This is a genomic window from Nostoc sp. UHCC 0252 (assembly GCF_034931145.1).
Classification (GTDB): Bacteria; Cyanobacteriota; Cyanobacteriia; order Cyanobacteriales; family Nostocaceae; genus Nostoc.
This window is the reverse complement of sequence record NZ_JAYGHE010000017.1, coordinates 47296-65227: the sequence shown is the minus strand read 5'-3', so window position 1 is coordinate 65227 and position 17932 is coordinate 47296. Positions and strand designations below refer to the sequence as shown.

The 17932-nt window shown below is 42.7% G+C and carries 14 protein-coding genes; 1 reads left to right on the top strand and 13 read right to left on the bottom strand.

All coding sequences use genetic code 11. The features are described 5' to 3' along the window. Window positions 1-88 precede the first annotated feature (88 nt). Window positions 89-289: a heavy-metal-associated domain-containing protein gene (locus VB732_RS13050; RefSeq protein WP_323231262.1), complete on the top strand. Its 201-nt coding sequence runs from the start codon at window positions 89-91 to the stop codon at window positions 287-289. A 352-nt stretch (window positions 290-641) separates the two neighbouring features. On the opposite strand, the gene VB732_RS13045 is transcribed toward VB732_RS13050, so the two are convergent. The 13 genes from VB732_RS13045 to scyF form a co-directional block, all read right to left on the bottom strand. Next, window positions 642-1601 carry a general stress protein gene (locus VB732_RS13045; RefSeq protein WP_323231261.1) on the bottom strand — a complete coding sequence of 320 codons (960 nt, stop codon included), beginning with the start codon at window positions 1599-1601 and terminating at the stop codon, window positions 642-644. A gap of 293 nt (window positions 1602-1894) precedes the next feature. Beyond that, a complete protein-coding gene (gene aroF / locus VB732_RS13040) occupies window positions 1895-2989 on the bottom strand; it encodes a 3-deoxy-7-phosphoheptulonate synthase (RefSeq protein ID WP_323231260.1) in 1095 nt (364 codons plus the stop codon). Window positions 2990-3220: 231 nt separating this feature from the next. After that, window positions 3221-4312: an anthranilate phosphoribosyltransferase gene (gene trpD, locus VB732_RS13035; RefSeq protein WP_323231259.1), complete on the bottom strand. Its 1092-nt coding sequence runs from the start codon at window positions 4310-4312 to the stop codon at window positions 3221-3223. Between the two features lie 83 nt (window positions 4313-4395). Beyond that, window positions 4396-5622, bottom strand: coding sequence for a tryptophan synthase subunit beta (gene trpB / locus VB732_RS13030; protein WP_323231258.1), 1227 nt, complete (start codon window positions 5620-5622; stop codon window positions 4396-4398). A 171-nt stretch (window positions 5623-5793) separates the two neighbouring features. After that, window positions 5794-7020 (bottom strand): tyrosinase family protein, encoded by a 1227-nt coding sequence (locus tag VB732_RS13025; RefSeq protein ID WP_323231256.1) that lies wholly within the window; start codon window positions 7018-7020, stop codon window positions 5794-5796. A gap of 205 nt (window positions 7021-7225) precedes the next feature. Then, window positions 7226-8059, bottom strand: a complete 834-nt coding sequence (trpA, locus tag VB732_RS13020; RefSeq protein WP_323231255.1) for a tryptophan synthase subunit alpha — start codon at window positions 8057-8059, stop codon at window positions 7226-7228. A gap of 450 nt (window positions 8060-8509) precedes the next feature. Next, window positions 8510-9337 (bottom strand): indole-3-glycerol phosphate synthase TrpC, encoded by an 828-nt coding sequence (gene trpC, locus VB732_RS13015; RefSeq protein ID WP_323231254.1) that lies wholly within the window; start codon window positions 9335-9337, stop codon window positions 8510-8512. 110 nt (window positions 9338-9447) lie between these two features. Beyond that, on the bottom strand, window positions 9448-11658 hold the full coding sequence (locus VB732_RS13010; RefSeq protein WP_323231253.1) for an anthranilate synthase: 2211 nt from the start codon (window positions 11656-11658) through the stop codon (window positions 9448-9450). Window positions 11659-12123: 465 nt separating this feature from the next. Then, window positions 12124-13305, bottom strand: coding sequence for a 3-dehydroquinate synthase (locus VB732_RS13005; RefSeq protein WP_323231252.1), 1182 nt, complete (start codon window positions 13303-13305; stop codon window positions 12124-12126). Beyond that, entirely contained in the window at window positions 13302-13946 is a 645-nt protein-coding gene (locus VB732_RS13000; RefSeq protein WP_323231251.1) for a DsbA family oxidoreductase, read from the bottom strand. The genes VB732_RS13005 and VB732_RS13000 overlap by 4 nt, the downstream gene beginning before the upstream one ends. Window positions 13947-14081: 135 nt before the next feature. Further along, a complete protein-coding gene (tyrA, locus tag VB732_RS12995) occupies window positions 14082-15161 on the bottom strand; it encodes a bifunctional chorismate mutase/prephenate dehydrogenase (RefSeq protein ID WP_323231250.1) in 1080 nt (359 codons plus the stop codon). Between the two features lie 18 nt (window positions 15162-15179). Next, window positions 15180-16469, bottom strand: coding sequence for a glycosyltransferase family 4 protein (locus VB732_RS12990; RefSeq protein ID WP_323231249.1), 1290 nt, complete (start codon window positions 16467-16469; stop codon window positions 15180-15182). A gap of 185 nt (window positions 16470-16654) precedes the next feature. Beyond that, on the bottom strand, window positions 16655-17836 hold the full coding sequence (scyF, locus tag VB732_RS12985; protein ID WP_323231248.1) for a scytonemin biosynthesis PEP-CTERM protein ScyF: 1182 nt from the start codon (window positions 17834-17836) through the stop codon (window positions 16655-16657). Window positions 17837-17932 lie beyond the last annotated feature (96 nt).

Below are 17932 nucleotides of genomic sequence, written 5' to 3'. Positions count from 1 at the left end.
CCCTTACTCCAGTCAGATGTGGCTTCATTTTCTCAAGCATTATTATATTTATGAAACAAAAATTAAAATCGACGTAATCAGGTAAATAATGACAATTCAATTGAAAGTTCCGAATATCCAAGGTAATGAGTGCGCCCAGAAAATAACTAAATCTATTTTGACTATGGAATCTGATGCCAAAGTAGATGTGGATGTTGATACTAAAACTGTAACTGTAGACACTGCGGCTTCTGAAGAGTCTATTAAACAGATAGTTCAATCTGCTGGTTTTACAATAGAAGGCTATTAATTAGATTTCTAAACTTCTGAGAAGATTTAGATGGAGTAATTGAGCCGACACAATTGCTTTGTTATGTAGCAGTCCTAAATCATTCGTGAACAACAAGATCCCCGACTTCTTAAAGAAGTCGGGGATCTAAGCCTATCGATTTTCACAACTCATTTAGGATCGCTATATATTCGCCCGGAAACCGGGCAGAGTATTCATAAAAAGTATTATTCTATTTTGATAATCTGGAAATATTCGATTTATGCTTGACCTATAAGCTGTAACAGATACAGCTAAAGGCCGGAAGATTTTGAAAATATTTCAGTATATTCGTTTGTTCTGACAAAATTATTAAAAATTTTAGTACTCTTTTTCAAGAACGGATTAACATGGGGTCATAAATTTGACATTCCTGAACTCCATAATTGCCAACAATTAAGCCAGCCTGTTCAAGCTCGTTGTCTGCACCGCTAACAATAAGTATGTAATTGCCTAGATCAATTTGCTCGTTGTAAAAGCGTGCCCAATCATCTGGTATTCCTAGCCTCATAGCGTCAAAGCGCTCACTTAAATTAACACCAGTTGAGCCAATCAATTGAGAAAAATCTTGGCAAATTAAGGAAATCTGGTTTGCTGAAAAACCTGCGACATACATATCGTTAATTGCGGCTTCAGCATCGTCTATATTATTAAAGCAACTAATAGCATACTTCGTTAAAATACCACTTTTATTAGGCATGGTAGTCGCAGTTGTTGTGGTCAGGTAATTTGTAGATAATTGCTCACTACTAACAGGCTCGTAAATGCCAAACTCTTCAATACCCCAACGGTGTAAAATTGCTTCTACTTTAGCAATTTCAAAAGATGTACAATCTACAATTATAAAATAGTGTCCATGCTCTACTCGCTCGTTATATGCTCTAGCTTTCTCTTCTGATATTCCCCAACCAACTAGCGCACCAGCAAAAGTGCCAGTAGCAGCACCAATACTTGCACCAACAAGGGTTGTAACCAAAGCAGTTGCAGCAGCGCCAGCCAGCATTATTGGCCCAACTCCAGGGATTGCTAAAGTCCCAAGACCTACTAATAAACCAGTCAACCCACCAACAGCGCCCCCTGAAAGTCCTCCTACTGTTGCACCTTCGTCGGCTTTATCACTGGTGCGTTCTTTAATTTCATCACCGGTAATTTCATGATTGCGGTCTACATTCTGGACAATTACAGATACTTTTTCCATCGCCAAGCCAGAATCTCTCAACTCATGTAGCGCCTGTTCTGCGTCTCGACGATGAGTAAATACGCCTACAACACGTTGATATTTAGTTAAAATCATTATTACTCCTTGATAGCAGGGGAAATTAATTTCCCATAAATGTAGTTTTTAATCACCTGTAATTTTAAATACAACTTTATTTAACTCGAAACTATCCTAAGTAATAAAAATCATTATGGTTAAGGCAGGAGACGCGACGAACGGTTAAGGCAGGAGACGCGATGAATCGCCGTCTCTACAATAATCTTTCGTGCTGATGAAAACCCGACCAACGGATTCTTTTGTCTAAAAAATCCATTGATCGGGTTAACGCCATTCACAAAAATTCAGCTTGGATTACACTCTGTCTACTTTTATAGTTTTGACGCGAAGAGAACGCGGTTGTCATTAATACTATTAAATACAGGTGTAGACCAGCGATCGACTACTTTGCCAATAATTGACATTTCTTGAACTAAGCGGTCAAATTTATCAGGGGTGAGAGATTGCGGCCCGTCAGATAAAGCTTTTGCAGGATTGGGGTGAACTTCAATCATCAAGGAATCTGTACCAGCTGCGATCGCAGCCATTGCCATCGATGGCACATATTCTGATCTACCAGTACCATGACTAGGATCGATCATAATCGGTAAATGCGTTAGCGATCGCAACACCGGAAGCACTGATAAATCTAAAGTATTGCGGGCATATTTACCATCAAAGGTTCTGATTCCCCGCTCACAAAGAATCACATTTGGGTTTCCAGATGCCAAAATATATTCTGCTGCCATTAGCCACTCGTCAATTGTGGCAGACATTCCCCGCTTCAGCAGCACAGGTTTATCTTGAGCGCCTACCTTTTTCAGCAGCGAGAAGTTGTGCATATTTCGCGCCCCGATTTGGATGATGTCAGCTGTTTTCGCCACTGCTGATAAATCCGCAGCATCCATCAATTCTGTGACGATACCCAAACCAGTCGCTTCCCGCGCTGCTGCTAATAAATCTAAAGCGCTTTCACCATAACCTTGAAAGGCATAAGGTGAAGTACGGGGTTTGTATGCTCCACCACGGAGAAATTGCGCTCCTGCTGCCTTGACGCGCTTTGCGGTTTCGACAATCATCGCTTCATTTTCAACGGAACAAGGCCCAGCTACGATTACAATCGGGTGATGTTCGCCAAAATAGACATCACCATTGGGTGTAGGTACGACAACCTCGCTGGCTTCTCCATGTCGGAATTCTCGGCTTACCCGTTTGAAAGGTTGTTGCACTCGTAATACTTGCTCAATCCAAGGGCTGAATTCTTGAACCTGCAATTTATCGATGCTAGTCGTATCACCAATTAGCCCTAAGACAGCTTTATGAGTGCCAATGCTTTTTTCTACCGTGACTCCCCAAGTCTCACTCACTTCTTCGCTGATGCGAGTAATTTCTTCAGCAGGTGTACCGTTTTTAAGTATGATAATCATCTGTTTTTCCTTGTGTATTGTTTGTGGGTGTAATATATTGATTTCTCTCCGTTTCGGCTACGGTGTACATACAAGTCTGAAATAGCTGATTAAGCAGGGTTTTACCCCACCCTAACCCTCCCCTTATAAAGGGGAGGGAACAAGATTTTCCGGTTTCCCCCCTTTACAAGGGGGGATTAAGGGGGGTAATTCGACTTGTCTGTACAACTTCCGAAACGGAGAGAGATTTGTCTAGTGTAAAAATTCAGCAAGTTGTTCTAGTTTTGTCCAAGCCGCGCCGCTTTGCAGGATTTCCTTAGCCAGGACAATACCTTTAACACAACCGACTAAAATATCCGTTTCCCCGTGAATGGCTTCACCAACTTGGAGCGCTAGGGCTGTATTTAAAGCGACAACATCTTGCTGCGCTTGAGTGCCTTTACCTTGGAGAACTGCCTTCAAGATTTCGGCATTTTCTTGGACATCTCCACCGCACAATGCCGCAGTGGGGGCAAAACTCAAACCAAGTTCTTGAGGGTTCAGCGTTAAAGAACGCACCTTGTTATCTTGGAGTACAGCTAAGTCGGTGACATCTGCCAAACCAGCTTCATCTAAACGTTCGCGCCCATGAAGTGCGATCGCTTGTTGGCATCCCAATTGCGATAAAGCTTGAACAATTTCCTCTAGTAAAAGCGGATCGTTCACACCAATAATTTGCCCTGTCGGCCGCATGGGATTTACTAGCGGGCCGAGTAAGTTAAAAACAGTCCGTACTTTCAAAGTTTTTCGCAAAGTTGCGATCGCTTTGAGTGCAGGATGCCAACCGGGAGCAAACAAAAAGGTGATTCCAATCTCGCCCACTGCGGCTTGTACTTTTTCTGGATTGGCGTTGAGATTTATACCCAAAGCTTCCAGCACATCAGCCGAACCAGTCTTGCTAGATGCTGAACGATTGCCATGTTTGGCAACTTTTACCCCGGCAGCAGCAGCAACAAAGGCGACAGCAGTGGAAATATTAAAGGTGGAAGCGCCGTCTCCACCAGTTCCGCAGGTGTCAATTAGGGGGGCTGGATACTGGGTACTGGGGATTGGAGATTGGGATTGTAAGACGCTGGCCATCCCTACTAATTCTTGGGCGGATACGCCTTTAGCTTGAATCGCGCTTAAAATCGCTCCTGATAAGACATCAGGAATGGCATCTGTGAGCCAACCTTGCATCAAATCTGTAGCTTGGGAAACTGTCAACGATTTCCGATTCAACAACTGTTGTAATAAACCTGGCCAGTTGTAGAACTCAGAAGTAACGGGGATGTTGTCAAGTGGAGTTTGAGTTACAGCTATCATATTTTTCGTTAGTCATTGGTCATTAGTCATTGATCATTAGCCATTCACGAAGGACAAATGACTAATGACAAACGACAAGAAAATTAAGGAATCAGGACTTTGGCGACGGTTTGCACGTCTTTGTCACCTCTGCCGGAACAATTGATGACAATGCGGGGATTGCCTTCTAACTCAGGGCAAAGGGTTTCGAGATATGCGATCGCATGAGCAGTTTCCAAAGCTGGGATAATTCCTTCTAGTTGCGAGAGTCTTTGGAATGCTTCTAAGGCTTGTTTATCAGTCACACTGTAATATTCGGCGCGGCCAAGATCCTTTAAATAACTATGTTCTGGCCCTACACCGGGATAATCTAATCCGGCACTAATTGAATGAGCTTCGATGACTTGACCATCATCATCTTGCAGTAAATAGCTCATTGCACCATGCAACACACCTATTTTTCCTTTTGTCAAGGTAGCAGCGTGTTTTTCTGTATTTACACCTTCACCTGCCGCTTCGACTCCAATTAGACGTACTGAAGATTCATGGACAAATTCATTGAATAAGCCGATCGCATTGGAACCTCCACCCACGCAAGCCAGTAGAATATCTGGTAATCCTCCCCATTTCTCTTGGGATTGAGCGCGAGTTTCTACACCAATTACCGCGTGGAAGTCACGGACAATCATCGGGTAAGGATGAGGGCCAGCAACAGAACCAAGGATGTAATGGGTTGTTTCTACATTTGTCACCCAATCTCGAATCGCCTCAGAAGTTGCATCTTTGAGAGTTCCTGTACCTGCTTCTACCGGACGAACTTCAGCCCCCATTAATTTCATGCGGAAGACATTCAGGGCTTGGCGTTCCATATCGTGGATGCCCATGTAAATCACGCATTTCAAGCCAAACCTAGCGCATACAGTTGCAGTGGCTACGCCGTGTTGACCTGCACCTGTTTCGGCAATAATCCGTTGCTTACCCATGCGTTTAGCTAGCAACACCTGAGCTAAGGCATTATTAATTTTGTGAGCGCCTGTATGATTTAAATCCTCACGCTTTAAATAAATTTGCGGCCCCGTGCCATCTGGTCTAGCGTAGTTTGTTGTCAGGCGTTCAGCAAAATATAATGGGCTGGGTCGTCCGACGTAATCGCGCAGTAGGTTTTGCAGTTCCGCTTGGAAACTCGGCTCGTTGCGATATTTTTGAAATGCTGCTTCTAATTCACTTAATGCAGGCATTAAGGTTTCAGGAACGTATTTACCGCCAAATCTTCCAAATCTGCCTAAAGAATCTGGTTGGATTGCAGTCTTGATGTCTTGTATGCTTACCACTGGTTAAAATCCTTTTATGTTCAAGTATTGTCAGTTTTACCCCACCCTAGCCCTCCCCTTATAAAGGGGAGGGAACTAGATTTTCCGGTTTCCCCCCTTTATAAGGGGGGATTAAGGGGGGTAATTTGACTTGTGTATACACGCCTGCGGGGTGGGGTTCCTTAGTTCAAATCATCTTTGCGTTTTTCTTTCCCAAGTTTCGTAGGTATAGCCCAGTTGCCTGTGATTCAAAACGTCTATCGGGCGTACCAAATCGCTAGGGTTAAATTTTGGTAATAGGGATAGTAAATTGCCTAACTCTGTAGCTTTCGGGGTAGACATCCCGCCGTCCCAAGGCCACATTAGGTCTTTAAGATTGTGTCCATAAGGCTGACCTTCGGCAGGATAAAAATCGCTCCCTTTATGACCGTTTTCTTGCCATTGGGCCCAGAGGCGGTCTGTGTTTGAATGATGCAACCAAAACACTGGATCGTAGGGTGAACTTGGTATATTGCTCATAGTCCCCAAACCCTTAAATGTTATGGGTCTCGTACTTGCGTCTATCTGCACCCCACCCACTAAGCCATGAATGTAATTGTGGACGAATCCGCCGGGGGTGACTTTGCCCTGCTCATCTACAGAGATAAATCCTTCCAATGCAGGGCGAAATAGAGAATAGTTATTCAAACTCAGGGCACGTTCAACATCTTTTTTGGGCACTGGGTAATCACTGGCAGGAGGCATTCTTAGAAAGCGTACAAGTGATGTCCCTAATGATGTTCCGGTATCTGGGTCAAGGTTTAATTCTGGATTCATAACCCAGCCATTTGCAGCCGCAAAAGCCCCGGTTTGTACAGCCCCGCCTGTAAAATCTCCCTGATTGGGAATTTTGATGTTTACTCCTTGACCGTTAGAACCAAGAAAGTCATCGTTAAAAACTACATCAAATGCTTTGGGGTCTGTCCAATCCCAGTATGGCAGAGTCACAGTTCGGTCTACTGCTTGCAAAGCTTGTTCAAATCTGCGGATATATTCTCGATGCCAGGGGAAAAATGCAGCATTCTCATGAGCCAGTTCTTGAACTGAAGCATTAGAATGTCCTTTATGGTTATGAATCAAGCGTGTTGCCCCAAGATGTATGGCAACGAATTGGTCGTAAATACTGAGCTTGCTACCTGGGGGAATTGTAGTTTTTAAGGTTTTGATAGCTTTGACAAAGGCTGCTTTCTCTGCTGGTGTCAGGTCAGTTACGCTCTTTCTTACAGCTAATTGAGCGTATTGCCCCCGAAGATTTTCATACGTATAGTTTTTGTTTTGTCCGTAATCAATGCGATCGTGGGCGAAGACTGCAAGGGCACAGGTGCTAACTATAAGTAAGCTATAAATGAATATTTTGACAGATTTCAGCAGGAATTTCATGGTCTTAATGGAAGCATAGGAGGAGGGGGCAGAGGGGCGCTATGGTGTATACACAAGTCTGAAATAGTTTACTTACCTGGTTTTACCCCACCCTAACCCTCCCCTTGTAAAGGGGAGGGAACTGGATTTCTTGTTTCCCCCCTTTATAAGGGGGGATTAAGGGGGGTAATTTGAGTTGTGTATAACCCTAAGTCTGCGGTTGAATTTATCGTACCTCTTGAAGAGATAGACTTTCGTGGCGACTTTCTGTAATGGCTGTTTTAAGTTCTTGACAAAGCTTTTCTACGGCTTGTAGTCTTTCGGTTGGGCTACCTTCAGCTAACCGTTTGACAAAGGCACTACCAACAATCACGGCATCTGCTCCCCATTCCATGACTTGATGCGCTTGTTCTGGCCCGGAAATACCAAAACCAACGCCAATGGGTTTATCGGTGACGCTTCGCAAGTCGGTAATTAAATCTTTTACGCGGTCTTGGATTTGAGCGCGGACACCCGTAACGCCTGTGACACTTACCAAGTAAATAAAACCTTGGGATTGACGAGCGATCGCTAAAATCCTATCTTTAGAACTGGTAGGAGCTACAAGTAAAATTACCTCAATCCCAAAAGAGGCAGCAGTTTTGATTAATTCTTCTGCTTCTTCTAAGGGTAAATCTGGCACTACCAAGCCTTGCACGCCAGCAGCAGCAATTTGCGCCAAAAATGTCTTAATACCCCGGTGCAAAATGGGATTGTAATAAGTAAATAGAATGATTGGCGCTTTCAGGGTTGGAGTTAAATCTTCCAACATTTCTAGTACTTGCTCTAATTTCGTGCCTTTTTGTAAAGCGCGAGTTGCTGCTGCTTGAATTACAGGCCCATCTGCGAGAGGATCAGAGTAGGGAATGCCCAACTCGATGAAGTCAGCACCGTTGCGATCTAAGATACGTAAAGCTTGAGCAGTGATATCTAAGTTAGGATCGCCTGCTGTGATAAAGGGGATTAAAGCACACTGTTGGCGATCGCGTAAAGTTTGAAAGGAATCAGAGATAGAAGTCATTTTGAGAAATAGTTAATGATTAGTTAATAATTCTGGAAAAATCAACATTTAGGAATTAGCGATACCCACGCTATATTTTTTGTTGTTGAGTCTTTTATCTCCATTAACGAGTCTTTTATACTCGTGAATGAGCCTTTTATCCCCATTAACGAGTCTTTTATACTCGTTAATGAGCCTTTTATCTCCATTAACGAGTCTTTTATACTCGTTAATGAGTCTTTTATCTCCGTTAACGAGTCTTTTATACTCGTTAATGAGTCTTTTATCTCCGTTAACGAGTCTTTTATACTCGTGAATGAGTCTTTTATCTCCGTTAATGAGTATTAAAGTCGTTGTCTTTTAGATGCAATAGACTTTGACCTCTCTCCAAACCTCTCTCCTAAAAGGAGAGAGGCTTTGATCTTACTCCCCTTCCCTTGCAGGGAAGGGGCTGGGGGTTAGGTCTGTATTCTAAAAAAGGCTTAAAAGACTCAGCACAGCTTGTTCTACATCGCTTTGTTTAACTAAAGACTCTCCAACCAAAACCGCACGCACACCAGCTTCAGCAACAAGAGATAAATCAGCAGGTGTATACAGTCCAGATTCACTGACGACAGTGATATCTAAGCTTTCCAAATATTGCAGGCGCTGTGCTAAAAGTTGCTGGGTTATTCCTAAATCAACCGTAAAATCTTCTAGATTGCGATTGTTGATTCCTACTAAATGTAAGTCGTCAAGCTTAAGCACTCTATCCAGTTCAGCCAAAGTATGGACTTCTACCAGTGCATTCATGCCCAAATCGTGAATCACGTGCAGAAAGTTTTGCAGTTCTTGGTCTGATAAGATAGCAGCAATCAACAAAACTGCATCTGCGCCTGCTGTCCGTGCTAGATAGATTTGATAGGGGTCGATGATGAATTCTTTGCACAGTAGAGGTAATGCAACATGCGATCGCACACGCCGCAGATTGTCAAAACTGCCCTGAAAAAACTTATGATCGGTGAGGACTGATAGACAAGCTGCACCACCTCGTTCATAAGCTTGAGCGATCGCAACTGGATCAAAATCCGCCCGAATAATCCCACGGCTGGGTGATGCCTTTTTTACCTCAGCAATTAAGCTAGGTTGGCTAGGATTTTGTTGTAAAGCAGTTAAGAAATTTCGGACAGGTGGAGCCTTAATTAACTGCTGCTGCAAAGAAGCTAGAGGAAATTCCTGCTGCATCTGTGCAACTTCTTGCCTTTTATGCAATACAATCTCTTCAAGAATATGGCGGGAAGCGGTAACTTGGTTAGTCATAATCTGTTAGCAGGGAGCAGGGGGCAGGGGGCAGGGGGCAGGGGGCAGGGAGCAGGGGGCAGGGGGCAGGGAGCAGGGGGGAAAAATACCAATTCCCAATTCCCAATTCCCTATTCTCTATTCCCAATTCTCAATGGCTCTTTAGTTTGTGTATATGCCCGCACCACATTTTTAATGATTTCCAGACCGACTTCTCCCGCTAGAGTCATGATTGATTCTGGATGAAACTGAACGGCGGCGATGGGAAGTGTCTGATGTTCAATACCCATAATTACGCCGTCATCAGAAATCGCTGTCACCTTCAGTTCTTGGGGTAAATGCTCCGGTAGAGCAAATAATGAGTGATATCTACCCACGGTAAAGGATTCTGGTAAATTCTTGAAGGTCACGGAATCTGAATCAGTAACGAAAATCCGTGAAGATTTCCCATGTTGAGGATAGTTGAGAACTCCCAATTGTCCATCAAAAGCTTCAACGATGCCTTGCAGCCCTAGACAAACTCCGAAAATGGGAATTTTGCGATTAAGAATAGCACCGACAGTCTGGGGAACCCGAAAATCACTTGGTCTACCAGGGCCGGGAGATAAAACAACTAAGTCAGGGCGTTCTGTATCGAATAACGATTCCGAGAAACCATGACGTAATGTGGTGACGCTTGCACCAGTTTGGCGAATGTAATTGGCTAGGGTATGAACAAAAGAATCTTCATAATCTATTAGTAAGATGCGTTTGCCAGCTTCCGCACTTGAGAGAATTTTAGTTGATTTTTTAGAACTGGATTTATCAATTTTCTGACTGCTTTGCTTAACACGGCGAATCGTTTCAAATAAAGCAGCAGCTTTGGTGATTGTTTCTTGTTCTTCGGCTTGGGGTATGGAGTCATAAAGGACAGTAGCCCCAACTCGCACTTCGGCGATGCAGTCTTTTAATCGGATTGTCCGCAGAATTAAGCCAGTATTTAAATTCCCATTGAAATTTAAATAACCGACTGCGCCACCATACCAACGTCGGGCGCTACGTTCGTGCTGTTCAATAAAATCTATTGCGGCTTTTTTAGGTGCGCCGGTGACTGTAACCGCCCAAGTGTGCGAAAGAAAGGCATCTAAAGCATCAAATTGCGATCGCAGTATCCCTTCAACATGATCGACTGTATGAATCAGGTGGCTGTATAATTCAATTTGGCGACGACCAATGACTTGTACTGAACCAGGTTCGCAGATTCGGGATTTGTCATTGCGATCGACATCAGTACACATGGTCAACTCAGCTTCATCTTTGTGCGAGTTGAGTAAATGACGAATTTGCACCGCATCGTCGAGAGCATCTAATCCCCGGCTAATAGTGCCACTAATGGGACAAGTTTCTATCCGCTTCCCTTCAACTCGCACAAACATTTCTGGAGATGCGCCAATCAGATATTCTCCACCTAAATTAAAAATAAACCCATAAGGACTAGGATTTATATCCTTTAAAGTCTCAAACAGTTTACTGGGTTCATCTTCATAGCCTTCAAAGAAGTTTTGGCTAGGAACAACTTCAAATAAATCGCCTCGGCGGAAATAATCAAGTGCAGACTCAACTTTTTTCCCATACTCGCCTACTTTATGGTCAGCCGTTTGATTAGGGGTAAGATGTTTTCCGCGATAATCAACAGACTCACCTGTTCGAGGCAGATTTTTCGTACTGCCCTGCGGTGTTTCAAAATCATATTGTAAACGGAATGCGCTTTGCTGATAGTAATCAACAACTATCAATTCATCAGGAAGATAAAGCACCAAATCGCGCTGATCTGTAGGACGTTCCAGACGTTGGGTAATTGGTTCAAACTGAAAAACTAAGTCATAACCAAAAGCCCCATACAATCCTAAATGCTCATCTTCTTGGCTAGAAAAGGTATGGAGAATTTCGCGGACAACTGTAAATGCTGAAGGTTGCTTACTGCGTTCTTCTTCAGTGAATAACCTCTTGGAAGGTTTCACAAAACCGACAATATTGTTATTGTCTAGGGTAACTTTCTCAAGTTGATTTGAATTAGATAAACACTCTAATAGTAATGGTAGAAGTACTTGGCCGCGTTCATTCAACGCTATCAAATTGAAAGCATTTTCTTGTGTACTTAATTCCAATGGTGGATTGACAAATCCGATCGCCCATCTTTTATATCTGCCTGGATATTCGTAGCTGCTTCTGAGCAAGCCGCCACGCTGAGAATTTAAGTGAAACAGAATATCTTCGAGAGCGGTGTCCATCTTCACTTCGGTGATGGAGCGAGAAACAAGTATGCCACCAAGGGTTTTGTAGGAACGGGAATTAAAAATCATGGGTAATTTTTTTGTAAGATTTATGAGTCATTATTGGTCGAAAGCTATTAATAAGTAGTAGTTGTTTATAAACAAATAACAACTTAGATATTTGATATCAATCTAAACCAGCCTATTTAAATGTGCGGATTATTTGTGAAAAAGGTAATTGAAAACTTTTCGCTTCTTATTTAAGATTACTAGATATCAAGCAGATAGTACATTGAATAATTTTTCGATTAAATGTCAATTTATTCGCTTTTTATACTAATTTTTTATTACTTTTACTGATAGTGATATTTGAATTATTCGCCTCTCTCAAAAGTAGGAGATTATTTTATTTTAAAGTCTAATCTAACCCTTCAATATACCTTGTAAAATCTCTTGTTATTTCTCAGCGTTCTCTGTGCCTCTGCGGTTTAAAAGTTTATTGAACCACGGAGGCGCAGAGGGCACAGAGTAAAGAGGAATATTAGTCCTACAATTCTAAAATTCCCGCAACAGTGATATTGCTTGCCTATATAACAACAAATTCACCTCATGAACTTCAATTGCTTTGCCAATACTTTTTAGTAATGTTAAAGTCAATTCTCCACCCAAGTGTTCGCGGAACTCAGTTAAACCATGAAACAAACAATCAGGATGTTCTAGTTGTGATAACTTATGAGCTAGTTCTGGCACATACAACGTGAAACCCAACGCTGATAAAGTATTTAATATCCGTTGCCATTCTGAGCAATCAAGCAATCCTGCTAAATAAGAATAGGTGCTATCCAAAGCAATACCGATCGCAACGGCTTCGCCATGACGCAAGCGATAATTTGTCAAATGCTCCAGTTTATGAGCCGCCCAATGTCCAAAATCCAAGGGACGAGACGAACCCATTTCAAAAGGATCGCCGCTATTGGCAATATGCTCTAAATGCAACTGGGCGCAACGATAGATAACTTCTTGCATGGCATCCATGTCTCGCCGCCCCAGGGCTTTGCTGTGAGAGTGGATAAAATCGAAAAAGTTAGCATCCTTAATCAGTGCCACTTTCACGGCTTCTGCAATCCCGGAACGCCAATCGCGATCGTCTAGGGTTGTCAAGAACGCAGAGTCATTTATAACTGCATAAGGTGGCGCAAATGTGCCGAGAAAATTCTTTTTACCAAAGGCGTTGATGCCGTTTTTGACTCCAACCCCAGAATCATTTTGCGCTAACACCGTTGTCGGAACCCGAATCAGGCGAATTCCCCGGTGAGCAGTTGCAGCAGCATATCCTACCAAATCTAATATCGCCCCGCCCCCGATCGCTAACACATAAGAATGGCGACATAATCCGGCTGTTTCAATCAGTTGCTGGATTTGCTCTACTAGAGTGGGATCGTTTTTGGCAGCTTCTCCTCCTGAAATTATCATCGGTTCGGCTGCGATCGCTAGTACTTCTCCATAAAACTTGGTATACGCAACTAATTGCTTTACCAATTCCGGTTGATACTTTAATATTCCTGCATCTACCACCGCAACTATTTTCTTCGGTGTCTCCTCATCTGCCGTAACCACTTGCGCTAGTGTGGGGTTTTTCAGCTCAAATAAATTTTGGGTGAAATAAACCTCGTAGTTAAAAGTAACCGAAACACGTTGATGAATTAATTTGCTTTTTTGCTTGATGTCAACAATCATATTTTTGCAGGTATATCTAAAAGTACAGCACTATTCAAAGCTTCTAGGAAAACCTCTACCGAGTGAGAACCATTTACCTTGACTTGATTATTCATGATGTAAAACGGCACGCTGTTAATGCCATTTAACCGAGCGAATGCTGATTCAGCAATAACTAAATCAACTACATTGCAATCATTTAATTGTAACTTTAATTCGGTACTATTCATCTGATGTGCTGTACCGATTGCAACAATAACGTTAATATCCCCGATGTTCAAACCTTCTTGAAAGTAAGCTCTATAAATAGCTTCAACGACATCATTTTTTATGTTTGCTGGTGCTACTGCAATCAGTTGGTGAGCAAGCTTAGTATTCACAGCCAAAGGAATTTTGTTAAAATCTAGCTTAACTCCAGCCGCCTCACCTGCACGTTGTGTATAATCAAACAGATGTTGCAGTTCTGACGCTTTAATGCCCTTTCTATCTTGCATAAAGCTGCGAAATTCGTACCCTTCAGCAGGAATAGTATTATCCAGAAGAAAGGGATGCCATCGAATATGTACTTCTTGTTCTTGCCATTGTGCCAGTGCATCAAACAGATGTTTTTTCCCAATTCTGCACCAAGGGCAAACCGGATCATGAAAGATATCTATCAGCATAGTTTTCTTTATTCATCCATTTGTTGATGAGGCTGCACTAAACTTTATTGCCTCTCTTTCTTCCTTCTCTACGAGACGCTGCGTGAACGCGTTCTTTGCGCCCTTTGCGGTTCGTTCCTCATAAAAAATTGTTATTCAAATGCTAATATTCTGTGGCTTAAAATCTCCTTGGAGAGCCGTTGTGTGTAAAGGCTGTAAAAAAGTGCTTATTTTTTCTTCAAAAAAACTTTGAGTATTTTCAAACTCCTTAATTAATGCCTCTCTATCCTTTCTAGCCACCAGCCTCGCCAAACGGCTGTAAGTATTAGCTAAAAAACTAATAGCATTACATCTTTCTTCAGTAGCTAGCATAATATCAACACATAAATTAGGATTTTGAGAAAACAAACGCTTCACAATATCAATTTCTTGACGATAATTAGGAGTTGACATTGTTAAACTCTGCTCTATTTCCACCCTTGTTTGTGCTAAGAAAACCCCCAGACTAAATCTACAAAAATGCTGCGTGGCTTGAATAATCACCATCATTTGATCGTGTTCTTCAGGTGTGCAAACAATTAACTCACCACCTTTACTTTCGAGAAAATCTAACAACCATTGAAATGAATCATCGTTTCGGCCGGGACATACTACCACTTTTTGCCCCAAAAACGATTTGATATTTGGCCCAAACATTGGATGTAAACCCATAACGGGGCCACAATGGTGTTCTAGCATTGCTTGAGTAGGCTGTGTTTTAATACTTGTTATGTCACACAAAGCTGTAGTCGGGGCAAGATATTGTGCTGCCCGCTTGATAACATCAACCGTATATTCAATAGGAACGCTTACTAATACTAATTCTGCCTGACTTAATAGTTTATCTGCGTATTCCCAATCATCATTTTCGAGAACACTAACATTGTGGCCTACTACTGAAAGCTGCTCTTTAAATAATCTTCCCATCCTGCCATGTCCACCGATGATGGTAACTTGTCGGGGAATAACATGATTTGTGGCAGATTTAGGGATACTGGCATGGCAACTCTTTACTACATCCGCCCAAACAGACTCAGGAATACCAGCTTGAGCCAGTAGGGGAGCGACATCAGCCAATTGTTCATCTAAAGAAGGCTGTTCTGATGCTGCTAATAATGATATGCGATCGCTAAGTAAGGCGATCAAGCTCTGGTCAGTTTTTTTAAGCTGATCTGAATAAGAGGATTTCAGAGGCATTTTTCTCGTCCCCAATTTTCAAATATCAACAAGTGATTCTTTAGAACTCATTTCTGGTAAGATATCCAAGTTTGTTGCTTTTTTAGCGATCGCATCAGAAAATAACTCTTCATATCGATCTAGCGCTTGCTCAAAGGAATAGTTCTCTACCGCAAACTTTCTTCCCTTACGTCCTAATTGCGCTGCTAATTCTGGTTGATGATATAAATTCTGCACCGCCGCAGCCAAAGCATCTGCCGATTCTGGCTCAACGATAACACCGCCGCCACTTTTTCTGATGGCTTTGGCAGCAGTCCCAACAGCCGGCACTGAACCCACAATTGGGCGACCACTAGCTAACAACAGTGGTATTTTAGAAGGCATATTGAAGGAAATTACATTCCGTTTTTGTACAATCAACCCCACATCTGCGGCTGCTAACATTTGTGGTAGTTTTTCTCGCACTTCCAACGGTAAAAGTAAAACGTTATCTGCACCACAAGCAAGACAATGTTTTTGCAATCTTTCGAGGGCTTGAGATTCACCGGCTATGACAAAGACAATTTCTTTTAGATGACACAACCGGGCTGCTGCTTCTATTACTGTTTCCAAACCCTGTGTGAGAGCAATATTACCTGAATAAAGCACTACAAATTTATCATCAAGTTTATGGGTAGCTCTCCAAGAGTTATTTTCCCTCGGCAAAGGGCGGATAAAATTTAGATTTACCCAATTGGGAATGCAGGCAATTTTATTAGCAGGTACACCTTTATTTATAAGATTATCTACAAAGCCATCGGCTATTACGCTAATGGTATGTGCAGTTCGGTAAGCAAATTTTTCTAAAGCTTCCAAACCTTTAATCATCAACTTATTCTTAATTAGCCCAACACGCACACCAGCTTCTGGAAGGATATCTTGCACATTCAACACTACCGGGCAGTTATATAGCCAACCTATGAAAGTTGCAGGTAAACAAACAAGTAACGGCGGTACTGTTAAGAGAATTACATCAGGTCGCTTACCCTTAAGTGCTTGTGGCAAACTTGTAAAAACAAAGCTCAACTCTAGCAGTAATCGGTCTATGAGGTTAGGTTTAGACTTAATTCGCAGGTAACTACGCTGAATTTTGACACCGTTTTTCTGTTCGGTAACATATAACTTACCTCGATACCCGTCGTAAATCTGACGCTGAGGATAGTTAGGCATACCCGTAATTACCCGCACTTGATGTCCTCGCTTCACCAGCCCTTCTGCTAGTTCAGTCATCAAAGGTGCAATACCAATTGGTTCTGGATGATAGTTGTATGAATAAATCAGAATGTGCATGAGCTGTTAATGTCCTGGAAGCACCTTGATTTTGTAATTCGTAATTCGTAATTCGTAATTACAATTAGCGAGTAGGGTGTGTTACCGCAAAGCGTAATGCATGGAAATTATGGAGATGGTGCGTTAGCCAAGGGCATAACGCACCTTACGAAACTACGAATTAGTAATTAGCAATGTTTTTGGAGTTACTTCTCTAAGCTGAAAACTGGCTTTTGTTGCCTACGTTTCCGCAATGTGATGGTAGCAGCCCCAAGTCCGAGCAATGCTAGACCCAATGTTGAACCAGGCTCTGGTACTTGCTGTCTGTCTTCTATGTTTAACACTTGGACACGACCTTGGAAGAAATCGCCCACATAAAGCTTGCCATCTTTGAGGGTTGTGCCACCCGTCCAGTTAAATCTGCCGGGAGTGAGGTCGAGGGGATCGCCAAAAGGAGGGCCAGTTAATGCTGGAGGTGGTACAGGATTACCTGATGCATCTAGGGCTGGTTGACCGAAGGAAGTCAAGAAGTTACCGTTTTTATCAAATACCTGGACGCGGCTGTTAATAGAATCAGCTACATAAATATTCTCAAATTCGTCTACTTCGATGCCAATTGGCTGAAGAAACTGTCCAGGTTCGCTACCTGCTGAACCAAATGCCAACAGAGGATTACCAGTTGGATCAAGTACTTGAACGCGGTTGTTATACTGGTCAGCTACAAAGATATTTCCACTAACTGGGGAAATTCTCACACCTGCTACACCTTGGAATTCCCCAGGTGCAGTGCCCAGAGTGCCACCAATGACACCAATTGGCTGTCCGTCTGGTGTAAATTTAAGGATTCTTTCGCCGTTAAAATCACCTACGTAAACGTTGCCAGTTTCGTCAAATGTCAAACCAGATGGCCCAAAGAAAATCCGATCATTTACGCGAGGGGTAAAATCTCCGTTTGCAAAGGATCTAATAAAGTTACCCTGAGAATCGAATTGATTGATGCGGTTGTTGTAAACATCACCTGAATACAGATCCCCTGTTACGGGATTAAAGTCTACAGTTGTTGGCTCGTCAAACTGCCCGGGCCCTGTGCCGCCGGAGCCAATTGCTCCGATATACTGACCGCTAGGATTAAATATTTCAATTTTGTTGCCAAGGTCGAAGTTAGGACTACCATCCGCCGGGTTAATACCGCGTCCGTTAGCTATGAGGGTATTTCCTTGGCTATCCACTGCTATCCCTTGGGGAACAAACAGTTCTCCAGGGCCGAAGCCAGGACTACCGATACTTCTGTCGTAAGTTAATGTTAAAGCCTTGGCTTGGGCTGCTGTTGCCAGCACCATCAATCCAGTACCGAGAATGCCGATTGAGAAATTTTTGACTAATCCCATGAGTTTGAAGTCCTGGTTGTATGAGTGTATACTCTTTCCTAGACTAATATTCGTTCCCAGTCCTAGTTCGGGAACCCTAATATTTGGGCTGCTGCC